Source organism: Actinomadura sp. BRA 177 (genome assembly GCF_013372625.1).
In the GTDB taxonomy this organism is placed as follows: Bacteria; Actinomycetota; Actinomycetes; order Streptosporangiales; family Streptosporangiaceae; genus Spirillospora.
On record NZ_JABXFD010000435.1, the window covers coordinates 1 to 15,600 of the forward strand.

The window sequence follows — 15,600 nt, forward strand, 5'->3', positions numbered from 1 at the left end:
GCGTCCAGGGCCTCCTGCGGGAACCGGGACTCCTCGTCCACCTCCGCCGCGAAAGGAGCGATCTTGGCCTCGGCCAGCTCACGCACCGTACGCCGCAGCAGCTCATGCTCCTCGGACGGCGCATACGCGGGATAGTCGCTCATCGTTCCTCCACGGCGGGGTGGTCGGGATCAATACTTTGAAGACCAATATTTGAACGACAAAGTAATTGACGTGCCGCGCTCCGGTCAAGGCGCGTCACAGGTGCCGGAGCAGCTTGCCCAGCGCCGGGTTGTCGTTGCTCCGGCGCCAGGTCAGGCTCAGCTCGACGGGGTCCGGGCCGGGGAGGTCCACGGGGCGGAACGTCAGCCCCGCGTAGCGGAGCCGGGACGCGGCGGCCGGCACCAGCGCGACGCCCCAGCCGCAGCCGACCAGCGCGAGGATGCTGTGCACCTGGCTGAGGTACTGCGCGTACACGGGCGAGACGCCGGCCTGCCGGAACAGGCTGATCACCAGCTCGTGGAAGTAGCGGGCCTCGACGGGCGAGTACATGATGAACGGCCGCCCCTCGAAGTCGGACAGGGCGACCGGCCCGTTCCCGTCCGCCAAGGGATGGCCGTCGGGGATCGCGGCGAGCAGCGCCTCCCGGTCGGCGGGACGTTCCGCCAGGTCAGGGTCGGTGATCGGCGGCCGGACGAGCCCGAGGTCGAGGCTTCCCTCGGCGAGGGCGCGCACCTGGTCCCTGGTGACCATCTCCCGCAGCACGATCCCGACGTCCGGCAGCGCCGCCCGCGCGACCTCCAGCAGCCGGCCGAGCGTGGCGTAGGCGCTCGCCGCCGTGAACCCGATCGTGATGCTCCCGGCCTCCCCCGCCGACACCTGCCGGACGGACATCGCGGCGTGGTCGGCCTGCTGGAGCAGCCGGCGCGCCTCGACGAGGAACGCGCGCCCGGCCGGGGTGAGGCGGACGGAGCGGTTCGTCCGGTCGAACAGCCGCACCTTCAGCTCGTTCTCCAGCAGCTGGATCTGCCGGCTGAGCGGCGGCTGCGTCATCCGGAGCCGCTCGGCGGCGCGGCCGAAGTGCAGTTCCTCGGCGACGGCGACGAAGTTGGTGAGCTGGGCGAGCGTGAACATCGATTCCCTGCGGGTATCAGTGGATGCCTTTTTCGTGTTGGACCTGGATCAATCGGCCATCCTAGCCTCGGGGCATGAAGCAGACTGCGCCCGAAGAGATCGCGACGCGGCTCGGGTCCGGGCTCCTCTCGTTCCCCGTCACCCACTTCCGCGACGACCTGTCCTTCGACGAGGCCGCCTATCGGGAGAACATCGGCCGGCTCGCCGGGTACGACGTCGCCGGGCTGTTCGCGGCGGGCGGCACGGGCGAGTTCTTCTCGCTCACCCCGGACGAGGTCGGCGGGGTGGTGCGCGCCGCCGTCGCCGAGGCGCCGGACGAGCTGCCGGTGATCGCGCCCGCCGGGTACGGGACGGCCGAAGCCGTGCAGATGGCCCGCGAGGCGGAGGAGGCGGGCGCCGACGGGGTGCTGCTGTTCCCGCCCTACCTGACCGAGGCGTCGCAGGACGGCCTGGTCGCGCACGTCCGCGCGGTCTGCGCGGCGACCCGGCTCGGCGTGACGGTCTACAGCCGCGCCAACGCCGTCTACCAGGACGCGACGGTCGCCGAGATGGCCGATGCGTGCCCCAACCTCGTCGGGTTCAAGGACGGGGTCGGCGACCTGGAGCTGATGACGCGGATCAGGTCCCGGCTCGGCGACCGGCTCGTCTACATCGGCGGGCTGCCCACGGCGGAGACGTTCGCGCTCCCCTACCTGGAGATGGGCGTCACGACCTACTCCTCGGCGGTCTTCAACTTCATCCCGGAGTTCGCGCTCGCGTTCTACGCCGCCGTCCGCGACCGGGACCGGGACGAGGTGGCGCGGCGGCTCGCGGAGTTCGTCCTGCCGTACTGCGACATCCGCAACCGCAAGAAGGGCTACGCGGTGAGCATCATCAAGGCGGGCATGCGGATCACCGGCCACTCCGCCGGACCGGTCCGCCCGCCGCTGACGGACCTCACCGACGCCGAGACCGCAGACCTGGCCGAGCTCGTGAAACGAGCGCGCTGACGTGACGGCCGCCGACCGGGTCGCCTGGATCGAACTGTCGTCGGTGACGCTGCCGCTCGCCGTCCCGGTCAGCGACGCCAAGGTGCTGACCGGGCGGCAGCGGCCGATGACCGAGGTCGTGTTCCTGTTCGCCGAGATCGGCACCGAGGACGGCCACGAGGGCATCGGGTTCGGCTACTCCAAACGCGCCGGGGGCCCCGGCCAGTTCGCGCACGCCGCCGAGATCGCGCCCGTCCTCATCGGCGAGGACCCGAGCGACATCGGGAAGATCTGGACGAAACTGTCGTGGGCGGGCGCGTCGGTCGGCCGCAGCGGGCTCGCCACGCAGGCGATCGCCGCGATCGACATCGCGCTGTGGGACCTGAAGGCCAAGCGCGCCGGGCTGCCGCTCGCCAAGCTGCTCGGCGCGCACCGCGACTCCGTCCGCTGCTACAACACCTCGGGCGGCTTCCTGAACGCGCCGCTAGAGGAGGTGCTGGAGAACGCGGAGGCGTCCGTCGCCGCCGGGATCGGCGGCATCAAGATCAAGGTCGGACACCCGGACCACGCCGAGGACATGCGCCGCGTCACCGCCGTCCGGGAGCGCCTCGGCGACGCGTTCCCGCTGATGGTGGACGCGAACCAGCAGTGGGACCGGCCCGCCGCGCAGCGCATGGGCCGCGCCCTGGAGGACTTCGGCCTCACCTGGATCGAGGAGCCCCTGGACGCCTACGACGCCGAAGGCCACGCCGCCCTGGCCGCCGCGCTCGACACGCCCATCGCGACCGGCGAAATGCTCACCAGCGTCGCCGAGCACTGCGAACTCATCGACCGGCGCGCCGCCGACATCATCCAGCCGGACGCCCCACGCATCGGCGGCATCACCAATTTCCTCAAACTCGCGACGCTCGCCGACCATCACCGTCTGCAACTGGCGCCGCATTTCGCGATGGAAATCCACCTGCACCTGGCCGCCGCCTATCCGAGCGAGCCGTGGGTGGAGCATTTCGACTGGCTCGAACCGCTGTTCAACGAACGGCTGACGATCAAGGACGGCCGTATGCACGTCCCCGCCCGTCCCGGCCTCGGCATCACCCTCACCGACCAGGCCCGTGCCTGGACGACGGCGCACGCCCGCATCGACGCGCGCCCCTGAAGAACCGCTGCTGGAGCAGGGGTCGAACCTGCATGACGTGATCCAGAATCACGCATCCTGCCATTGGATGATCCAGCATGGGTGCCCGCCGGCGACGGTGGCGTCCGCCCGCCTCGGGCACGTGCAGAACCAGCCGGGGGTCGTTACTCCCGCCGGTCCAGTCCAGAGCCGCACCCGGGAATCGAACCCGGCTCGCCTGATTGGAAGTCAGGTGCCTCGCCATTTAGGCCTGTGCGACGTGGATCGGGCCGGACTCGAACCGGCAACCTCCCGCTTGCAAGGCGGGCGCTCTCCCTATTGAGCTACAGACCCATTCATCACTCATAGGGTGCGGGAACGGGCGCGAAGGCGCAAAGCATTTTCGCGTGCGACCGCCCCGGGCCGTTCGGGGACGGACCGGGGCGGCGGGTTTCGCGTCGCGCCTCTACCGGCGGGCGCGGGTGCGGCCGCGGCCGGGGGTCAGCAGCCGCTGCAGGACGCGGAACGGCAGGGTCACGATGCTGACGATCGTGCCGATGATGGCGCTGAGCGCTGCACTGATGCGGCGCATTGGATTTCACTCCTTCAGGTCGTCCTATGCGACCTGTACCCGTGCATCAGGATTTACACGGTTTTGTCCCGATGACGACCGTGGCGTAGAACTCCTCGGAGGTCGCGACCGTGGCCGCCAGCCCGCCCCGCTCGACGGCGGCGACCGCGTCCGGGACCTGGCGCTCGCTCGTCTCGAACAGCAGGTGGCCGCCGGGGACGAGCCACCGCGACGCCTCGGCGGTGACGCGGCGCAGGACGTCCAGCCCATCGGGGCCGCCGTCGAGCGCGACGCGCGGCTCGTGGTCGCGCGCCTCGGCGGGCAGCGTCGCGACGTCGCCGGTCGGGACATAGGGGACGTTGGCGAGCAGCACGTCGACGCGTCCGCGCAGGACGTCCGGGAGCGGCTCGAACAGGTCGCCCTCGTAGGCGTGGCCGCCGAACGGCGCGATGTTGCGGCGGGCGCAGCGCACGGCGGCGGGTTCGACGTCGGCGGCGTGCAGCTCGGACTCGTCCAGTCCGGAGACGAGCGCGGCGCCGAGCGCGCCGGACCCGCAGCACAGGTCGACGACGACGGGACGCGGCGGGACGAGCGCGGCGGCCCGCCGGACGAGGAACTCGGTGCGGCGGCGGGGCACGAACACCCCGGGCTCCACGGCGACGCGCAGGCCGCAGAACTCCGCCCAGCCGAGGACGTGTTCGAGGGGCAGCCCGGCGGCGCGCCGGTCCACCATGGCGGACGCGTCGTCCGACGTGCGGGCGGCGGCGAGGATCAGCCGCGCCTCGTCCTCGGCGAACACGCAGCCGGCGGCGCGCAGCCTGGAGACGATTGCGGACTCGGCGAGGGATGTCGTCATGGGCGTTCCGGACGATACTCCACGGGAGTCCCGAGCAGCGACGGCGTGGCGCGACAATGGAGCGTTGTCCATGGACGGGGGCGCGAGGTGTCGGAGAGGGCGGATCTCAAAGCCGACTGCGCGAGCTGTTTCGGCCTGTGCTGCGTCGCGCTGCCGTTCGCGAAGTCGGCCGACTTCGCGATGGACAAGGACGCGGGCGAGCCGTGCCGCAACCTGCTGGCCGACTTCCGCTGCGGCATCCACGCCGATCTCCGCGAGCGCGGCTTCCAGGGCTGCACCGTCTTCGACTGTTTCGGCGCCGGTCAGAAGGTGTCGCAGCAGACCTTCGCCGGCCGGGACTGGCGCGACGACCCGGACGTCGCGCGCCGGATGTTCCAGGTCTTCCCCGTCATGCGCCGGCTCCACGAGCTGCTCTGGTACCTGGACGAGGCCGTGGCGATGCCGGCCGCCGAACCCGTCCGCGGCGAACTGCGGCGAGCGTTCGACTGCGTCCAACGCCTCACCCGGCGCGGTCCCGAAGAACTCGCCGGCGTGGACGTCGCGGCGGTGCGCGAAGAAGTGAACGCCCTGCTCCTGCGCGCGAGCGAGCTGGCCAGGGCCAAGGTGCCGGGCCGCAAGAAGAACCGGCGGGGCGCCGACCTGATCGGGGCGCGGCTGAAGGGCGCCGACCTGCGCGGCGCCTGCCTGCGCGGCGCGTACCTGATCGCGGCCGACCTGCGCGGCGCGGACCTGCGCGACGCGGACCTGATCGGGGCGGACCTGCGCGACGCCGACCTGCGCGGCGCCGACCTCACCGGCTGCCTGTTCCTCACCCAAGCTCAGCTGAACTCGGCGCGGGGCGACGCCGCCACCCGGTTGCCCGCGGCGGTCGGACGGCCCGCGCACTGGTGACCCGGGCGCCTTGCCCTTGTTTAGCCCCGTTGTCAAGGGGCATTTTCGCAGCGCACATGATCGGGGGGTCACGTGGCGCGGGTGAGATGGTGGGGCACGGGGCTCGTGGCGCTCGCGCTGCTCGTCCTAGCCGCTGGACTCCCGCTGCTGGACAAGGCTCTCGGCAGCGGCGCGAAGCCGCTCGCGCCGGGGACGGTCCTGTCGGTGGGCGCGAAGCGCGACGGCGTCCGACCGGTGACGTTCACGGTCCCGTCCGCGGGCTGGGTCCTCGACCAGGCGGACTCCTCGCTGACCAGCAACGTCGAACTGGCCAACTCCGGTGTCGGCCTGTACGTGCGCGTCGTCGTGCCCCTGGCACCGCTGGATGCCCGGGAGCTGTGGAACGGCCTCGGCCGGATCGTCGCCGCCGGCGGGCACTCGCGGCTGCGCGCCGAGCCCGTCCCGGTCACGACCGCGCACGGCCTGACCGGGCTGACCGGGCGGCTCGCCGGGCGGGAGCGCGCGGGCATGGCGACCGTGTTCGCCAAGGACACGCTCGGGGCGACCGTGACGGCGTCGGGTCCGCCCGGCGCCTACCGCAGGCTGGCCGCGGACGTCGACGCGATCGTGCGGACCGTCCGCATCTCGGCACCGTCATGACCCGCCGGCCGGCGTTCTGGCTGTGGGCGGCCGCGTGCCTGCTCGGCGCCTGGATCGCCTTCCACGGGATCGGCGCGCAGGTCGCGGCGTTCCCGGTCGGCGCGACCGTCGGGTTCGTGCTGCTGGCGCCGTCGCTCGCGGTGGGCGTCTGGGTGCTGCGGCGGCTGCACCCGGTCCGGTCGCGTCCCGCCGGGTACGCGCTGATCGCGGTGGCGTGGGGCGGCCTCGCCGCGTTCGGGCTGGCGCTGCCCACGAACGCGGCGTTCCAGGCGGTCCTCGGCAAGACGGCCGGCCCGGCGTTCAACGCGGTGTGGGGCGCGTCGATCGCCGCGCCCATCGACGAGGAGGTCCTGAAGCTGCTCGGCGTCGCGGTCCTCGCGCTGATGGCGCCGGCCGCGGTGCGCGGGCCGCTCGACGGGTGGGGCTACGGCGCGCTCGCCGGGCTGGGCTTCCAGTTCGCGGAGAACTTCCTCTACGTCCTCAACACGATCGTGCTGACGGGCGCGACGCAGGACGCGAGCGCGGCGTTCTTCTCCTTCGGCAGCCGGGTGGTCGGCGGGGCGTGGTGGAGCCACTGGGCGATGACGGCGGTCGGCGGCGCGGGACTCGGCTGCCTGCTCGGGCGCGCGTCGCGGACGAGCGCCGCCGTCGCGATGGGCGCGCTGCTGCTGGCGATGGCGCTGCACTCCTGGTGGGACGCGCCCGTCCTGTCCGGGGTGCTGCTGCTGCCGGTGAAGGGCGCGCCGATCCTGCTCGCGGCGGTCGTCGCCTACCGGCTCGCGCGGCGGCACTACCTGGCGCACTTCCGCCGGACGGTGCACGCGGAGACGGCGAAGGGCGTCTTCGTCCCGGGCGAGGGGCACGTGCTCGCGTTCCGCAAGTGGCGGCGCAAGGAGCGGTGGGACGTGCCCGCCGGGGAGCCGCGCCGGCTGCTCGCCCGGCTGCGCGCCGACCAGCTGGAACTGATCGAGGACGGGCTCGGCGGGCTGGAGCCGGATCCGCTGGCCGCGGACCGGCTGCGGGCCGACATCCGGCTCGTCCGGCACCGTCTCGACGGGGCCGGGGACGCCCGCGTGGCGTGACCGTTTGCGGTGATCCGGCACGGGTACCCGCCCAGCGGAAAATACGGCTCCGGCACGGGAGATGCGCGATGGCGGGACGCAAGGGCGGGGTGAAGGCCGCGGAGAAGGCCGAGACCAGGGTCGAGAAGGTCTTCTGGGGGACGACCGACCGGCTCGGCACCACCTCGTTCCTGGACGAGAACATCAAGAAGGCGTTCCCCAAGCACTGGTCGTTCCTGCTCGGCGAGATCGCGCTCTACTCGTTCATCATCCTGGTCATCACGGGCGTCTTCCTGACGCTGTTCTTCAAGCCGAGCGGTGCGGTGCACGTCTACGACGGCTCGTACGCGCCGCTCAAGGGCGTGAAGATGAGCGACGCGTACTCCTCCACCCTCGACCTCACGTTCGACGTCCGGGGCGGGCTGCTGATGCGGCAGATCCACCACTGGGCGGCGAACATCTTCCTCGCGGCGATCGTCATCCACCTGATGCGGATCTTCTTCACCGGCGCGTTCCGCAAGCCACGGGAGCTCAACTGGGTGATCGGCGTCACGATGTTCGCGCTGGCGGTCGCCGAGGGGTTCGCCGGCTACTCGCTCCCGGACGACCTGCTGTCCGGCACCGGCCTGCGGATCTTCGAGGGCATCCTGCTCTCCATCCCCGTCATCGGGACGTACGCGACCCTGTGGGTGTTCGGCGGGGAGTTCCCGTCCAGCGAGGACTTCATCCCGCGCCTGTTCACCGTGCACATCCTGCTCATCCCGGGGATCCTGATCGCGCTCATCACCGTGCACCTGATGATCCTGTGGCACCAGACGCACACCACGTGGCCCGGCAAGGGCCGGCGCGAGATGTCGGTGAGCGGCGAGAAGACCTTCCCGCACTTCGCCACGCAGAGCGGCGCCTACTTCCTGTTCACGTTCGGCATCCTCGCCGGGCTGGGAGCGTTCTTCCAGATCAACCCGGTGTGGCTGTACGGCCCCTATGGGCCGGACCAGATCTCGTCCGGCTCGCAGCCCGACTGGTACGTCGGCTTCCTCGAAGGCTCCCTGCGCATCATGGGACGCCTGTCGACGGACGTCGGCGGGCACACGATCGCGTGGAACGTGCTGCTGCCCGCCGTCATCCTGCCGGCGGTCTTCTTCACGCTCATCGGGTTGTATCCGTTCGCCGAACGCTGGGCGACGGGGGACGAACGCATCCACCACCTGCTGGACCGGCCGCGCAACGCCCCGACCCGGACGGGCATCGGCGCCGCGGCCGTCGTCTGGTACATCAACCTGCTCGCGGCGGGCGGCAACGACGTCATCGCCGACAAGTTCCAGATCCCGCTGTTCTGGACGACCTGGTTCTTCCGCGTCGGGTTCTTCGTGGGGCCGATCGCGGCGTTCATCATCGCCCGGCGCGTCTGCCTCTACCTGCAGCGCCGCGAACTGCAGATCCGCGAGGAGGGCGTGGAGAGCGGCCTGATCTCGCTGACCCCGGACGGCGCCTTCGAGGAGCGGCACGAGCAGCCGTCCGAGGAGCGGGAGGCCGTGGTGCGGACCCGGCAGCCCGGCGAGCTGGTCGCCCCCTACCCGAACCACCTCATCCCGCTGCCGACCCCGGACCGCGCCCGCACGCAGATGCGGACCCGCGCCAACCGCTTCTACCTCGACTACCAGTCCGAGTCGTACGGTGGCGGCCAGGGCGACCTCAGCCGGGGCTCCGCCGAGGACGGCGAGGGCGGCTGACGGAGGGTCCAGCGCGCATGGAGAAGGCGCCCGGCGGAAGTCCGCCGGGCGCCTTCTCTTCGCGGTGTCCGAGAGCTCAGGAGCCCTTGGGCGGCGGCGGGAGCGCCGGCTCGGCCTCCTGCGGCGGCTCCGTCGGCGGGTAGTGCAGGTCGAACGCGGGCCGCACGGAGCGGATCCGAGGTATGGCCTTGAAGTTGTGCCGGGGCGGGGGGCAGGACGTCGCCCACTCCAGCGAGCCGCCGGCCCCCCACGGGTCGTCCACCTCGACCTTCTCCCCGCGCCGCCAGGTGCGCAGGACGTTCCACAGGAACGCGAACGTGGACGCGCCCAGGATGAACGCGCCGATCGAGGACACGAAGTTCAGCGTGGCGAACTTCTCGGGGTAGTCGGCGTAGCGCCGCGGCATGCCCTCGGCGCCCAGCCAGTGCTGGACGAGGAACGTCATGTGGAAGCCGATGAACAGCGTCCAGAAGTGGATCTTTCCCCAGCCCTCGTGGAGCATCTTGCCGGTCATCTTCGGCCACCAGAAGTAGAAGCCGCCGAACGTCGCGAACACGATCGTGCCGAACAGGACGTAATGGAAATGCGCGACGACGAAGTAGGAGTCGGTGACGTGGAAGTCCAGCGGCGGCGACGCGAGGATGACCCCGGTCAGGCCGCCGAACAGGAACGTGACGAGGAACCCGATCGAGAAGAGCATCGGCGTCTCGAACGTCAGCTGCCCCTTCCACATCGTGCCGACCCAGTTGAAGAACTTGATGCCCGTCGGTACGGCGATCATGAACGAGGTGATGGAGAAGAACGGCAGCAGGACGCCGCCGGTGGCGAACATGTGGTGCGCCCACACCGTCACCGACAGCCCGCTGATCGCGATGGTGGCCCCGACCATGCCGAGATAGCCGAACAGCGGCTTGCGGGCGAACACCGGGATGATCTCCGTGACGATCCCGAAGAAGGGGACCGCCACGATGTAGACCTCCGGATGGCCGAAGAACCAGAACAGGTGCTGCCAGAGCAGCGCGCCGTGGTTGGACGCGTCGTAGATGTGCGCGCCCAGCTTGCGGTCGGCCTCCAGCGCGAACAGCGCCGCGGTCAGCACCGGGAAGGCGATGATCACCATGATGCTGGTCAGCAGCACGTTCCAGGTGAAGATCGGCACCCGGAACATCACCATGCCCGGGGCGCGCAGCGTGATGATCGTGGTGATGAGGTTGACCGCGGTCAGGATCGTCCCGAAACCCGACAGGATCAGCCCCATGGTCCACATGTCGCCGCCCAGCCCCGGCGAGTACGTCTGCGAGGTCAGCGGCGAGTAGCCGAACCAGCCGAAGGCGGCCGCGCCGCCCGGCACGATGAAGCCCCCGAGGACGATGAGCCCGCCGAACGCGAACAGGTAGTAGGTGAGCGCGTTCAGCCGGGGGAACGCCACGTCCGGCGCGCCGATCTGCAGCGGGACGATCACGTTGGCGAAGCCGAGGAACGTCGGGGTCGCGAACAGCAGCAGCATGATCGTGCCGTGCATGGTGAACAGCTCGTTGTAGGTGTGGTTGCTCACCACCTGCTTGCCGGGCTCCAGCAGCTCGGCCCGCATGAGCATGGCCATGACCCCGGCCGCCAGGAAGAACATGAACGACGTCGTGAGATACAGGTAGCCGACCATCTTGTGGTCGGTCGTCGCGAAGATATGGCCGATCTTGGTGCCCTTGCGGTGGCGCGCGAGCGCCTCGGCGACGCTGGTGTCGTCCCTCCCCTGCACGGCCGTCATCTAGCGGCCTCCCTCCCTCGTCCGGAACCCAACGGGGCACTTGCCGTGCAGGCCTTTTTCAAACGCCGGGAAGGCGCCGGGAACGGGGCATTGTCGGGCGCCGGCCGGGCACGACGGCAGCATGGATGAGATCACCCTCAGCAGTCCCGAGTTCGCCGACGGCGGGCCGATCCCGGCCGCCCACTCCCACGAGGCGGGGGACCTGTCCCCCGCGCTGCGCTGGTCCGGGGTGCCGCCCGAGACCGTCGAGCTCATGCTGACGTGCGAGGACCCGGACGCGCCGGGCGGCACGTTCGTGCACTGGATGCTCGCGGGCATCCCCCGGGACCGGGACGGGCTGGCCGAGGGCGAGGCCGGGGAGAGGCCGCGCATCGCCCGCGGCCGCAACGGCTTCGGCGACCTCGGCTACGGCGGCCCGCAGCCGCCGGCCGGCGACGACCCGCACCGCTACGTGTTCACCCTGTACGCGCTGCGCCCGCAGTCGGGGCTGACCTCCGGGTTCTCCCCCGAGGACATGCGGGCGGCGGTGCGCGGCAAGGTGATCACGAGCGGCAGCCTCACGGGCACCTACGCCCGCTGAGGGACGGGCGTCACACCTCGTCGCCGCGGTCCAGCCCGTCCTCGACGGGCGACCGCTCGGCGTGCCGCTGGTGCTCGCCGAGGCCGGGCTTCTCGTGGTGGCGGCGCTGGTGGTCCCGCCCGGTCGGGGTCCGGCCGGGGTCCGGGTCGAGCGGGACCGACCGCACCACCTCGGCCACGCTGTCGTAGGTGCCGAGCGGCAGCGACAGCAGCGCGTGCTCCGCCTCCCCCTCGGGGCGCCGCTCGTGCGCGTGCTCGACGATCCGGTCCTTGTCGGCCGGGAACGCCAGGTCCCCGAGCAGCTCCTCGATCTCCCGCGCGTCGGCCAGTGCCATGACGTGCTCCCCCCGGTGACGGTCCGTCCTGCCGCCGACCTGCCCGCCGCGCCGCAGGCCAAACGGCCCGTCCGCCGGGTCGCCCTGCCGGTGCAGGAAGATGCCCTCGCGCAGCGCCCACGGGCAGATGTCCAGGCGGTCGAGGCCGAGGACGTCCATCACGCCCTCGGCGACGATCGCGCCGGCGAGGATCTGGTGGGCGCGCGACGCCTTCACCCCGCGCAGCCGGGCGCGCTCGGCGTCCGGCAGCTTCGCCAGCTCCGGGATCCAGCGGTGCAGGTCGCGCCGGTCGAGGTGGCGTTCCCGGTAGGGGCCGGCCTTCGCCTTCGGCGCGCCGCACAGCCGGGCGAGCTGGGTGAAGGTCTTGGACGTCGCCACGGCCCGGACCGGCGCGGGCCGCGCGGCGATCCCGATGGCCGCCTCGCCGAGCACGGACCGGACGTGCGCGCGCAGCGCCTTGTACGTCCGCTTGCGGACGGGCGGGCGCGGCGGCAGGTGGTGCCGGGTGAGGCGACCCGCGCCGAGCTGCAGCGACAGCGCGATCTCCGGTTCCCGCCCGGCGCCGTAGGCCAGCTCCATGGAGCCGCCGCCGATGTCGGCGAGCAGCATCGGCCCCGCCGACCAGCCGTACCAGCGGCGGGCGGCGAGGAACGTCAGCCGCGCCTCCCGCTCGCCGGTGAGGAAGCCCAGCTCGACGCCGGTGGCGGCGCGGACCTCGGCGGCGACGTCGTCGCGGTTGGCGGCGTCGCGCAGCGCGGACGTCGCGTACGGGACGAGTTCGGCGACGTCGAGGGCCGCGGCGGCGGCCACCGACTCGCGCACCGCGGCGATGAGCCGCTCGACGGCGGGCCGGCCGATGACGCCGTGCCGGTCGGTGGCCTCGGCCAGCCGGACCGCGTTCTTCACCGACCGGACGGGCCGGGGCGGCCGGTCCGGGTGCAGGTCGGCGACCCGCAGGTGCGCCGAGTTGGAGCCGATGTCGAGCACGCCGAAGCGCAGGGGGCCGTCGGTCATGTGCACGCTTTACCCCTCATTCACACGGCCAGTCCGAATGGTGATAGATGCCGGGAACTTCGGGAAGGCGCTGGAGAAAGGCACGTTCGAAGGAGCTCCCCCGGTGCCACAGGACAATCTCATCCGGCCCGCCGGCGAGCCGCTCGTGACGCTGGACCTGACGCGCCGCGTCGCCCCCGGCTGGCGGCTCCACCAGTTCACCCTCGCCGACCGGGACGCGCACCGCTGGCATCTGCGGCACGACGGGCACCCCGCGGGGGCGGTGACGCACGTCCTCAACCTGCGCGGGCGGCGGACCGGCTGGGAGGCCTACGACGCGCGCGGGTTCCGGCTCCGCCCGGGTTCCGGGCCGGAGGCGCACCGGCTCGCCGCGCCGCACCTGTGGGCCACCCGGACCGCCGCCGTCCGCGCGGTCGCGTCCGCCCACCGCTGCCCGTGACGGACGTTTCGCCCTGCTCGTCGGGGTAGGGCCGCCTGGGAGCCGGGGACCGCCCCGCGTCCGAGGAGGAGCAACGATGAAGGCTGTCACCTGGCACGGCAAGCGCGACGTCCGCGTCGACACCGTGCCCGACCCGAAGATCAAGGAACCCGACGACGCGATCATCAGGGTGACCTCGTCCGGGATCTGCGGGTCGGACCTGCACCTGTACGAGGTGCTCGGGCCGTTCCTCAGCGAGGGCGACATCCTCGGCCACGAGCCGATGGGCGTCGTCGAGGAGACCGGCCCGGACGTCGCGCACGTCAAGCCCGGCGACCGCGTGGTCATCCCGTTCAACATCTCCTGCGGCCGCTGCCACATGTGCGGCATGCAGCTGTACGCGCAGTGCGAGACGACGCAGGTCCGCGAGCACGGCTCGGGGGCGGCGCTGTTCGGCTACACCAAGCTGTACGGGCAGGTGCCCGGCGGGCAGGCCGAGTACCTGCGCGTCCCGCAGGCGCACTTCGGGCCCATCAAGGTGCCGGAGGGGCCGCCGGACGAGCGGTTCGTCTACCTGTCGGACGTGCTGCCGACCTCGCGGCAGGCCGTCGAGTGGGCGGACATCCCGGACGGCGGGACGGTCACCGTGCTCGGCCTCGGCGCGATCGGCCAGATGTCCGCCCGGATCGCCCGGCATCTCGGGCACCGCGTGATCGGAGTCGACCTCGTCCCCGAGCGGCTGGAGATGGCGCGCCGGCACGGCATCGAGGTGATCGACGCCGACGACGCCGACGACGTGCCGGACGCGGTCCGCCAGCTCACCGGGGGCCGCGGCACCGACTCGGTGATCGACGCGGTCGGCATGGAGGCGCACGGCTCGCCGGGCGCGAAGCTGGCGCAGACGCTCACCGGGCTGATGCCGGGCAACACGGCCGCGCCGGTCATGCAGCGCGTCGGCGTCGACCGGCTCGCCGCGCTCACCACCGTGATCGAGATCGTCCGGCGCGGCGGGACGATCTCCGTCATCGGCGTGTACGGCGGCAGGACGGACCCGCTGCCGATGCTCAAGATGTTCGACAAGGGCATCGGCCTGCGGATGGGCCAGGCGCACGTCAAGAAGTGGATCGACGAGCTGCTGCCGCTCGTCGCCGACGACGCCGACCCGCTCGGCGTGATGGACCTCGCCACGCACCGCTGGCCGCTGGAGAAGGCGCCGCAGGCGTACGAGATGTTCCAGAAGAAGCAGGACGGCGCGATCAAGGTCCTGCTGCAGCCCGGCACCTGACGCCGCCCGCGTCTTGATCGCGGCCGGCCTCCGCTCCCCATAGGCTTTCCGCCACGTCCTCACGGGGCGAGCCGATGACCCGAGCCTGGAGGTGGGCCCGATGCACCCGTTCCGCGCGGCCATTGAGAAGGGCGACATCGACGCCCTCCCGGCGCTGCTGGCCGAGGACGTCACGTTCCTCAGCCCGGTGGCGTTCGCGCCGTACGAGGGGCGGGCCGCGGTGACCGCGATCCTGCGCGCGGTGACCCGGGTGTTCACCGGCTTCCGCTACGTCCGGGAGATCAGCGACGGCCGCGACCACGCGCTGGTCTTCAAGGCGCGGGTCGGCGACCGCGAGGTGCACGGCTGCGACTTCCTGCACCACGACGAGACCGGGCTGATCGACGAGTTCTGCGTGATGGTGCGGCCGCTGTCGGGCGCCCGCGCGCTGGCGGACGCGATGGCGGTGGAGTTCGAGAACGTCCGGCGGGAGATGGGCCTGGCCTGAGTCACCGGGCGAGTCCGGGCGCGAGGCAGCTCGCGAAGGCCAGCAGCGGATAGGCGGCGGCCGCGGCACGCGGCCACCGCCTCCGCCCGCGCGCGAAGCTCCACACGCCGAGCGCGGGAACGGCGAGCGGGGCGAACGCGACGGCCGTCCACCAGCCCGTCCGCGCGAAGACGGCGAGCAGCCCCACCGAGAGCACCGGCAGGGTGAGCGCGAACGCCAGCGTCCCGGCGAGGCCGAGCGTGGTCACGTAGGTCCGCTCCCCCGCCCGCGGCGCCCGCGTGATCTTCCCGGCCAGCTCCACATGTCCGGCGGCCAGCACCGCCACGATCACCGCGACGAGCCCGTACCCGTCCGCTCCATGCCCGGCCGAGTCCAGGTACCCGGCGTACAGGTACAGGTGCAGCAGGACGGGCACGGGCAGGCTCACCAGCAGGCTGGTGAACAGCCGGTCGGCCGAGGGCCGTCCCCACCGCCGGTAGACCCCGATGGCCGCCGCCGCATACCCGAGCTGAACAACCAGGACGCCAGCCCGCCACGGCCAAGCCACATTCAACGCCACCAGCACCACGGCGCCCAGACCGTACAGAACGCCCAGGTCACGCACCCGCACCGCACCGCCCGCCAGCGGACGCTCAGGGCTGAATCGCCGGTCGTAATCAAGGTCGCGGATGTCGTCCAGCGCTCGCATGAGCAACAGATCAACGAAAAGCGTCCCCGCCGCGACCTTGATTACGACCGGCGATTCAGCCCTGAGCGTCCGCTGGCGGGCGG

General features: G+C 71.9%; 17 protein-coding genes and 3 tRNA genes. 10 read left to right on the forward strand and 10 right to left on the reverse strand.

Going from position 1 to position 15,600, the window contains the following annotated elements; all coding sequences use genetic code 11:
• Positions 1-143, reverse strand: a 143-nt coding sequence (locus HUX53_RS26150) for an acyl-CoA dehydrogenase family protein (RefSeq protein ID WP_176405877.1), incomplete at its 3' end; no start/stop codon positions are given.
• Positions 144-237: 94 nt separating this feature from the next.
• A complete protein-coding gene (locus HUX53_RS26155; protein ID WP_176405878.1) occupies positions 238-1,113 on the reverse strand; it encodes a LysR substrate-binding domain-containing protein in 876 nt (291 codons plus the stop codon).
• A gap of 74 nt (positions 1,114-1,187) precedes the next feature.
• Between HUX53_RS26155 and kdgD the strand changes: the two genes are divergently transcribed.
• Together kdgD and HUX53_RS26165 are read left to right on the forward strand one after the other, a co-directional pair.
• On the forward strand, positions 1,188-2,102 hold the full coding sequence (gene kdgD, locus HUX53_RS26160; RefSeq protein WP_176405879.1) for a 5-dehydro-4-deoxyglucarate dehydratase: 915 nt from the start codon (positions 1,188-1,190) through the stop codon (positions 2,100-2,102).
• 1 nt (position 2,103) lies between these two features.
• Positions 2,104-3,237, forward strand: coding sequence for a mandelate racemase/muconate lactonizing enzyme family protein (locus tag HUX53_RS26165; protein ID WP_176405880.1), 1,134 nt, complete (start codon positions 2,104-2,106; stop codon positions 3,235-3,237).
• 7 nt (positions 3,238-3,244) lie between these two features.
• On the opposite strand, the gene HUX53_RS26170 is transcribed toward HUX53_RS26165, so the two are convergent.
• From HUX53_RS26170 to HUX53_RS26185, 5 genes are all read right to left on the reverse strand, one after another.
• A tRNA-Gln gene (locus tag HUX53_RS26170) sits at positions 3,245-3,315 on the reverse strand.
• Positions 3,316-3,403: 88 nt separating this feature from the next.
• Positions 3,404-3,475 (reverse strand) — tRNA-Gly (locus tag HUX53_RS26175).
• Position 3,476: 1 nt separating this feature from the next.
• Positions 3,477-3,549 (reverse strand) — tRNA-Ala (locus HUX53_RS26180).
• Between the two features lie 112 nt (positions 3,550-3,661).
• Positions 3,662-3,787, reverse strand: coding sequence for an LPFR motif small protein (locus tag HUX53_RS41575; RefSeq protein ID WP_255205645.1), 126 nt, complete (start codon positions 3,785-3,787; stop codon positions 3,662-3,664).
• A gap of 46 nt (positions 3,788-3,833) precedes the next feature.
• Positions 3,834-4,622 (reverse strand): putative protein N(5)-glutamine methyltransferase, encoded by a 789-nt coding sequence (locus HUX53_RS26185; protein WP_176405881.1) that lies wholly within the window; start codon positions 4,620-4,622, stop codon positions 3,834-3,836.
• A gap of 87 nt (positions 4,623-4,709) precedes the next feature.
• Here HUX53_RS26185 and HUX53_RS26190 point away from each other — a divergent pair, with 87 nt between their 5' ends.
• From HUX53_RS26190 to HUX53_RS26205, 4 genes are all read left to right on the forward strand, one after another.
• Complete coding sequence (locus tag HUX53_RS26190) at positions 4,710-5,513, forward strand: pentapeptide repeat-containing protein (RefSeq protein WP_309237437.1); 804 nt, start codon at positions 4,710-4,712, stop codon at positions 5,511-5,513.
• A gap of 72 nt (positions 5,514-5,585) precedes the next feature.
• A complete protein-coding gene (locus HUX53_RS26195) occupies positions 5,586-6,152 on the forward strand; it encodes a hypothetical protein (protein WP_176405882.1) in 567 nt (188 codons plus the stop codon).
• The gene (locus tag HUX53_RS26200) at positions 6,149-7,234 is read left to right on the forward strand and encodes a PrsW family intramembrane metalloprotease (RefSeq protein ID WP_176405883.1); all 1,086 of its coding nucleotides are present in this window, start codon (positions 6,149-6,151) and stop codon (positions 7,232-7,234) included. Before HUX53_RS26195 ends, HUX53_RS26200 begins: the two co-directional genes overlap by 4 nt.
• A 68-nt stretch (positions 7,235-7,302) precedes the next feature.
• On the forward strand, positions 7,303-8,946 hold the full coding sequence (locus HUX53_RS26205) for a ubiquinol-cytochrome c reductase cytochrome b subunit (RefSeq protein WP_176405884.1): 1,644 nt from the start codon (positions 7,303-7,305) through the stop codon (positions 8,944-8,946).
• 76 nt (positions 8,947-9,022) lie between these two features.
• On the opposite strand, the gene ctaD is transcribed toward HUX53_RS26205, so the two are convergent.
• A complete protein-coding gene (gene ctaD / locus HUX53_RS26210; protein ID WP_176405885.1) occupies positions 9,023-10,711 on the reverse strand; it encodes a cytochrome c oxidase subunit I in 1,689 nt (562 codons plus the stop codon).
• A gap of 121 nt (positions 10,712-10,832) precedes the next feature.
• On the opposite strand from ctaD, the gene HUX53_RS26215 reads away from it, so the two are divergent.
• Positions 10,833-11,291, forward strand: a complete 459-nt coding sequence (locus HUX53_RS26215) for a YbhB/YbcL family Raf kinase inhibitor-like protein (RefSeq protein WP_176405886.1) — start codon at positions 10,833-10,835, stop codon at positions 11,289-11,291.
• A gap of 10 nt (positions 11,292-11,301) precedes the next feature.
• Here HUX53_RS26215 and HUX53_RS26220 read toward each other — a convergent pair whose 3' ends face one another.
• Positions 11,302-12,639: a DUF2795 domain-containing protein gene (locus HUX53_RS26220; RefSeq protein ID WP_255205646.1), complete on the reverse strand. Its 1,338-nt coding sequence runs from the start codon at positions 12,637-12,639 to the stop codon at positions 11,302-11,304.
• Positions 12,640-12,742: 103 nt separating this feature from the next.
• Between HUX53_RS26220 and HUX53_RS26225 the strand changes: the two genes are divergently transcribed.
• From HUX53_RS26225 to HUX53_RS26235, 3 genes are all read left to right on the forward strand, one after another.
• A complete protein-coding gene (locus HUX53_RS26225) occupies positions 12,743-13,078 on the forward strand; it encodes a hypothetical protein (protein ID WP_176405887.1) in 336 nt (111 codons plus the stop codon).
• 76 nt (positions 13,079-13,154) lie between these two features.
• Positions 13,155-14,342, forward strand: coding sequence for a zinc-dependent alcohol dehydrogenase (locus tag HUX53_RS26230; RefSeq protein WP_176405888.1), 1,188 nt, complete (start codon positions 13,155-13,157; stop codon positions 14,340-14,342).
• 100 nt (positions 14,343-14,442) lie between these two features.
• Positions 14,443-14,829, forward strand: a complete 387-nt coding sequence (locus HUX53_RS26235) for a nuclear transport factor 2 family protein (RefSeq protein ID WP_176405889.1) — start codon at positions 14,443-14,445, stop codon at positions 14,827-14,829.
• Between the two features lies 1 nt (position 14,830).
• Here HUX53_RS26235 and HUX53_RS26240 read toward each other — a convergent pair.
• A partial coding sequence (locus tag HUX53_RS26240; protein WP_217919914.1) for a hypothetical protein occupies positions 14,831-15,600 on the reverse strand: 770 nt, incomplete at its 5' end.

Coding starts and splice junctions, on each gene's coding strand:
- HUX53_RS26155 (WP_176405878.1), bottom strand. CDS start 1,113: ATGTTCACGCTCGCCCAGCTCACCAACTTCGTCGCCGTCGCCGAGGAA.
- kdgD (WP_176405879.1), top strand. CDS start 1,188: ATGAAGCAGACTGCGCCCGAAGAGATCGCGACGCGGCTCGGGTCCGGG.
- HUX53_RS41575 (WP_255205645.1), bottom strand. CDS start 3,787: ATGCGCCGCATCAGTGCAGCGCTCAGCGCCATCATCGGCACGATCGTC.
- HUX53_RS26185 (WP_176405881.1), bottom strand. CDS start 4,622: ATGACGACATCCCTCGCCGAGTCCGCAATCGTCTCCAGGCTGCGCGCC.
- HUX53_RS26200 (WP_176405883.1), top strand. CDS start 6,149: ATGACCCGCCGGCCGGCGTTCTGGCTGTGGGCGGCCGCGTGCCTGCTC.
- HUX53_RS26205 (WP_176405884.1), top strand. CDS start 7,303: ATGGCGGGACGCAAGGGCGGGGTGAAGGCCGCGGAGAAGGCCGAGACC.
- ctaD (WP_176405885.1), bottom strand. CDS start 10,711: ATGACGGCCGTGCAGGGGAGGGACGACACCAGCGTCGCCGAGGCGCTC.
- HUX53_RS26215 (WP_176405886.1), top strand. CDS start 10,833: ATGGATGAGATCACCCTCAGCAGTCCCGAGTTCGCCGACGGCGGGCCG.
- HUX53_RS26220 (WP_255205646.1), bottom strand. CDS start 12,639: ATGACCGACGGCCCCCTGCGCTTCGGCGTGCTCGACATCGGCTCCAAC.
- HUX53_RS26230 (WP_176405888.1), top strand. CDS start 13,155: ATGAAGGCTGTCACCTGGCACGGCAAGCGCGACGTCCGCGTCGACACC.
- HUX53_RS26235 (WP_176405889.1), top strand. CDS start 14,443: ATGCACCCGTTCCGCGCGGCCATTGAGAAGGGCGACATCGACGCCCTC.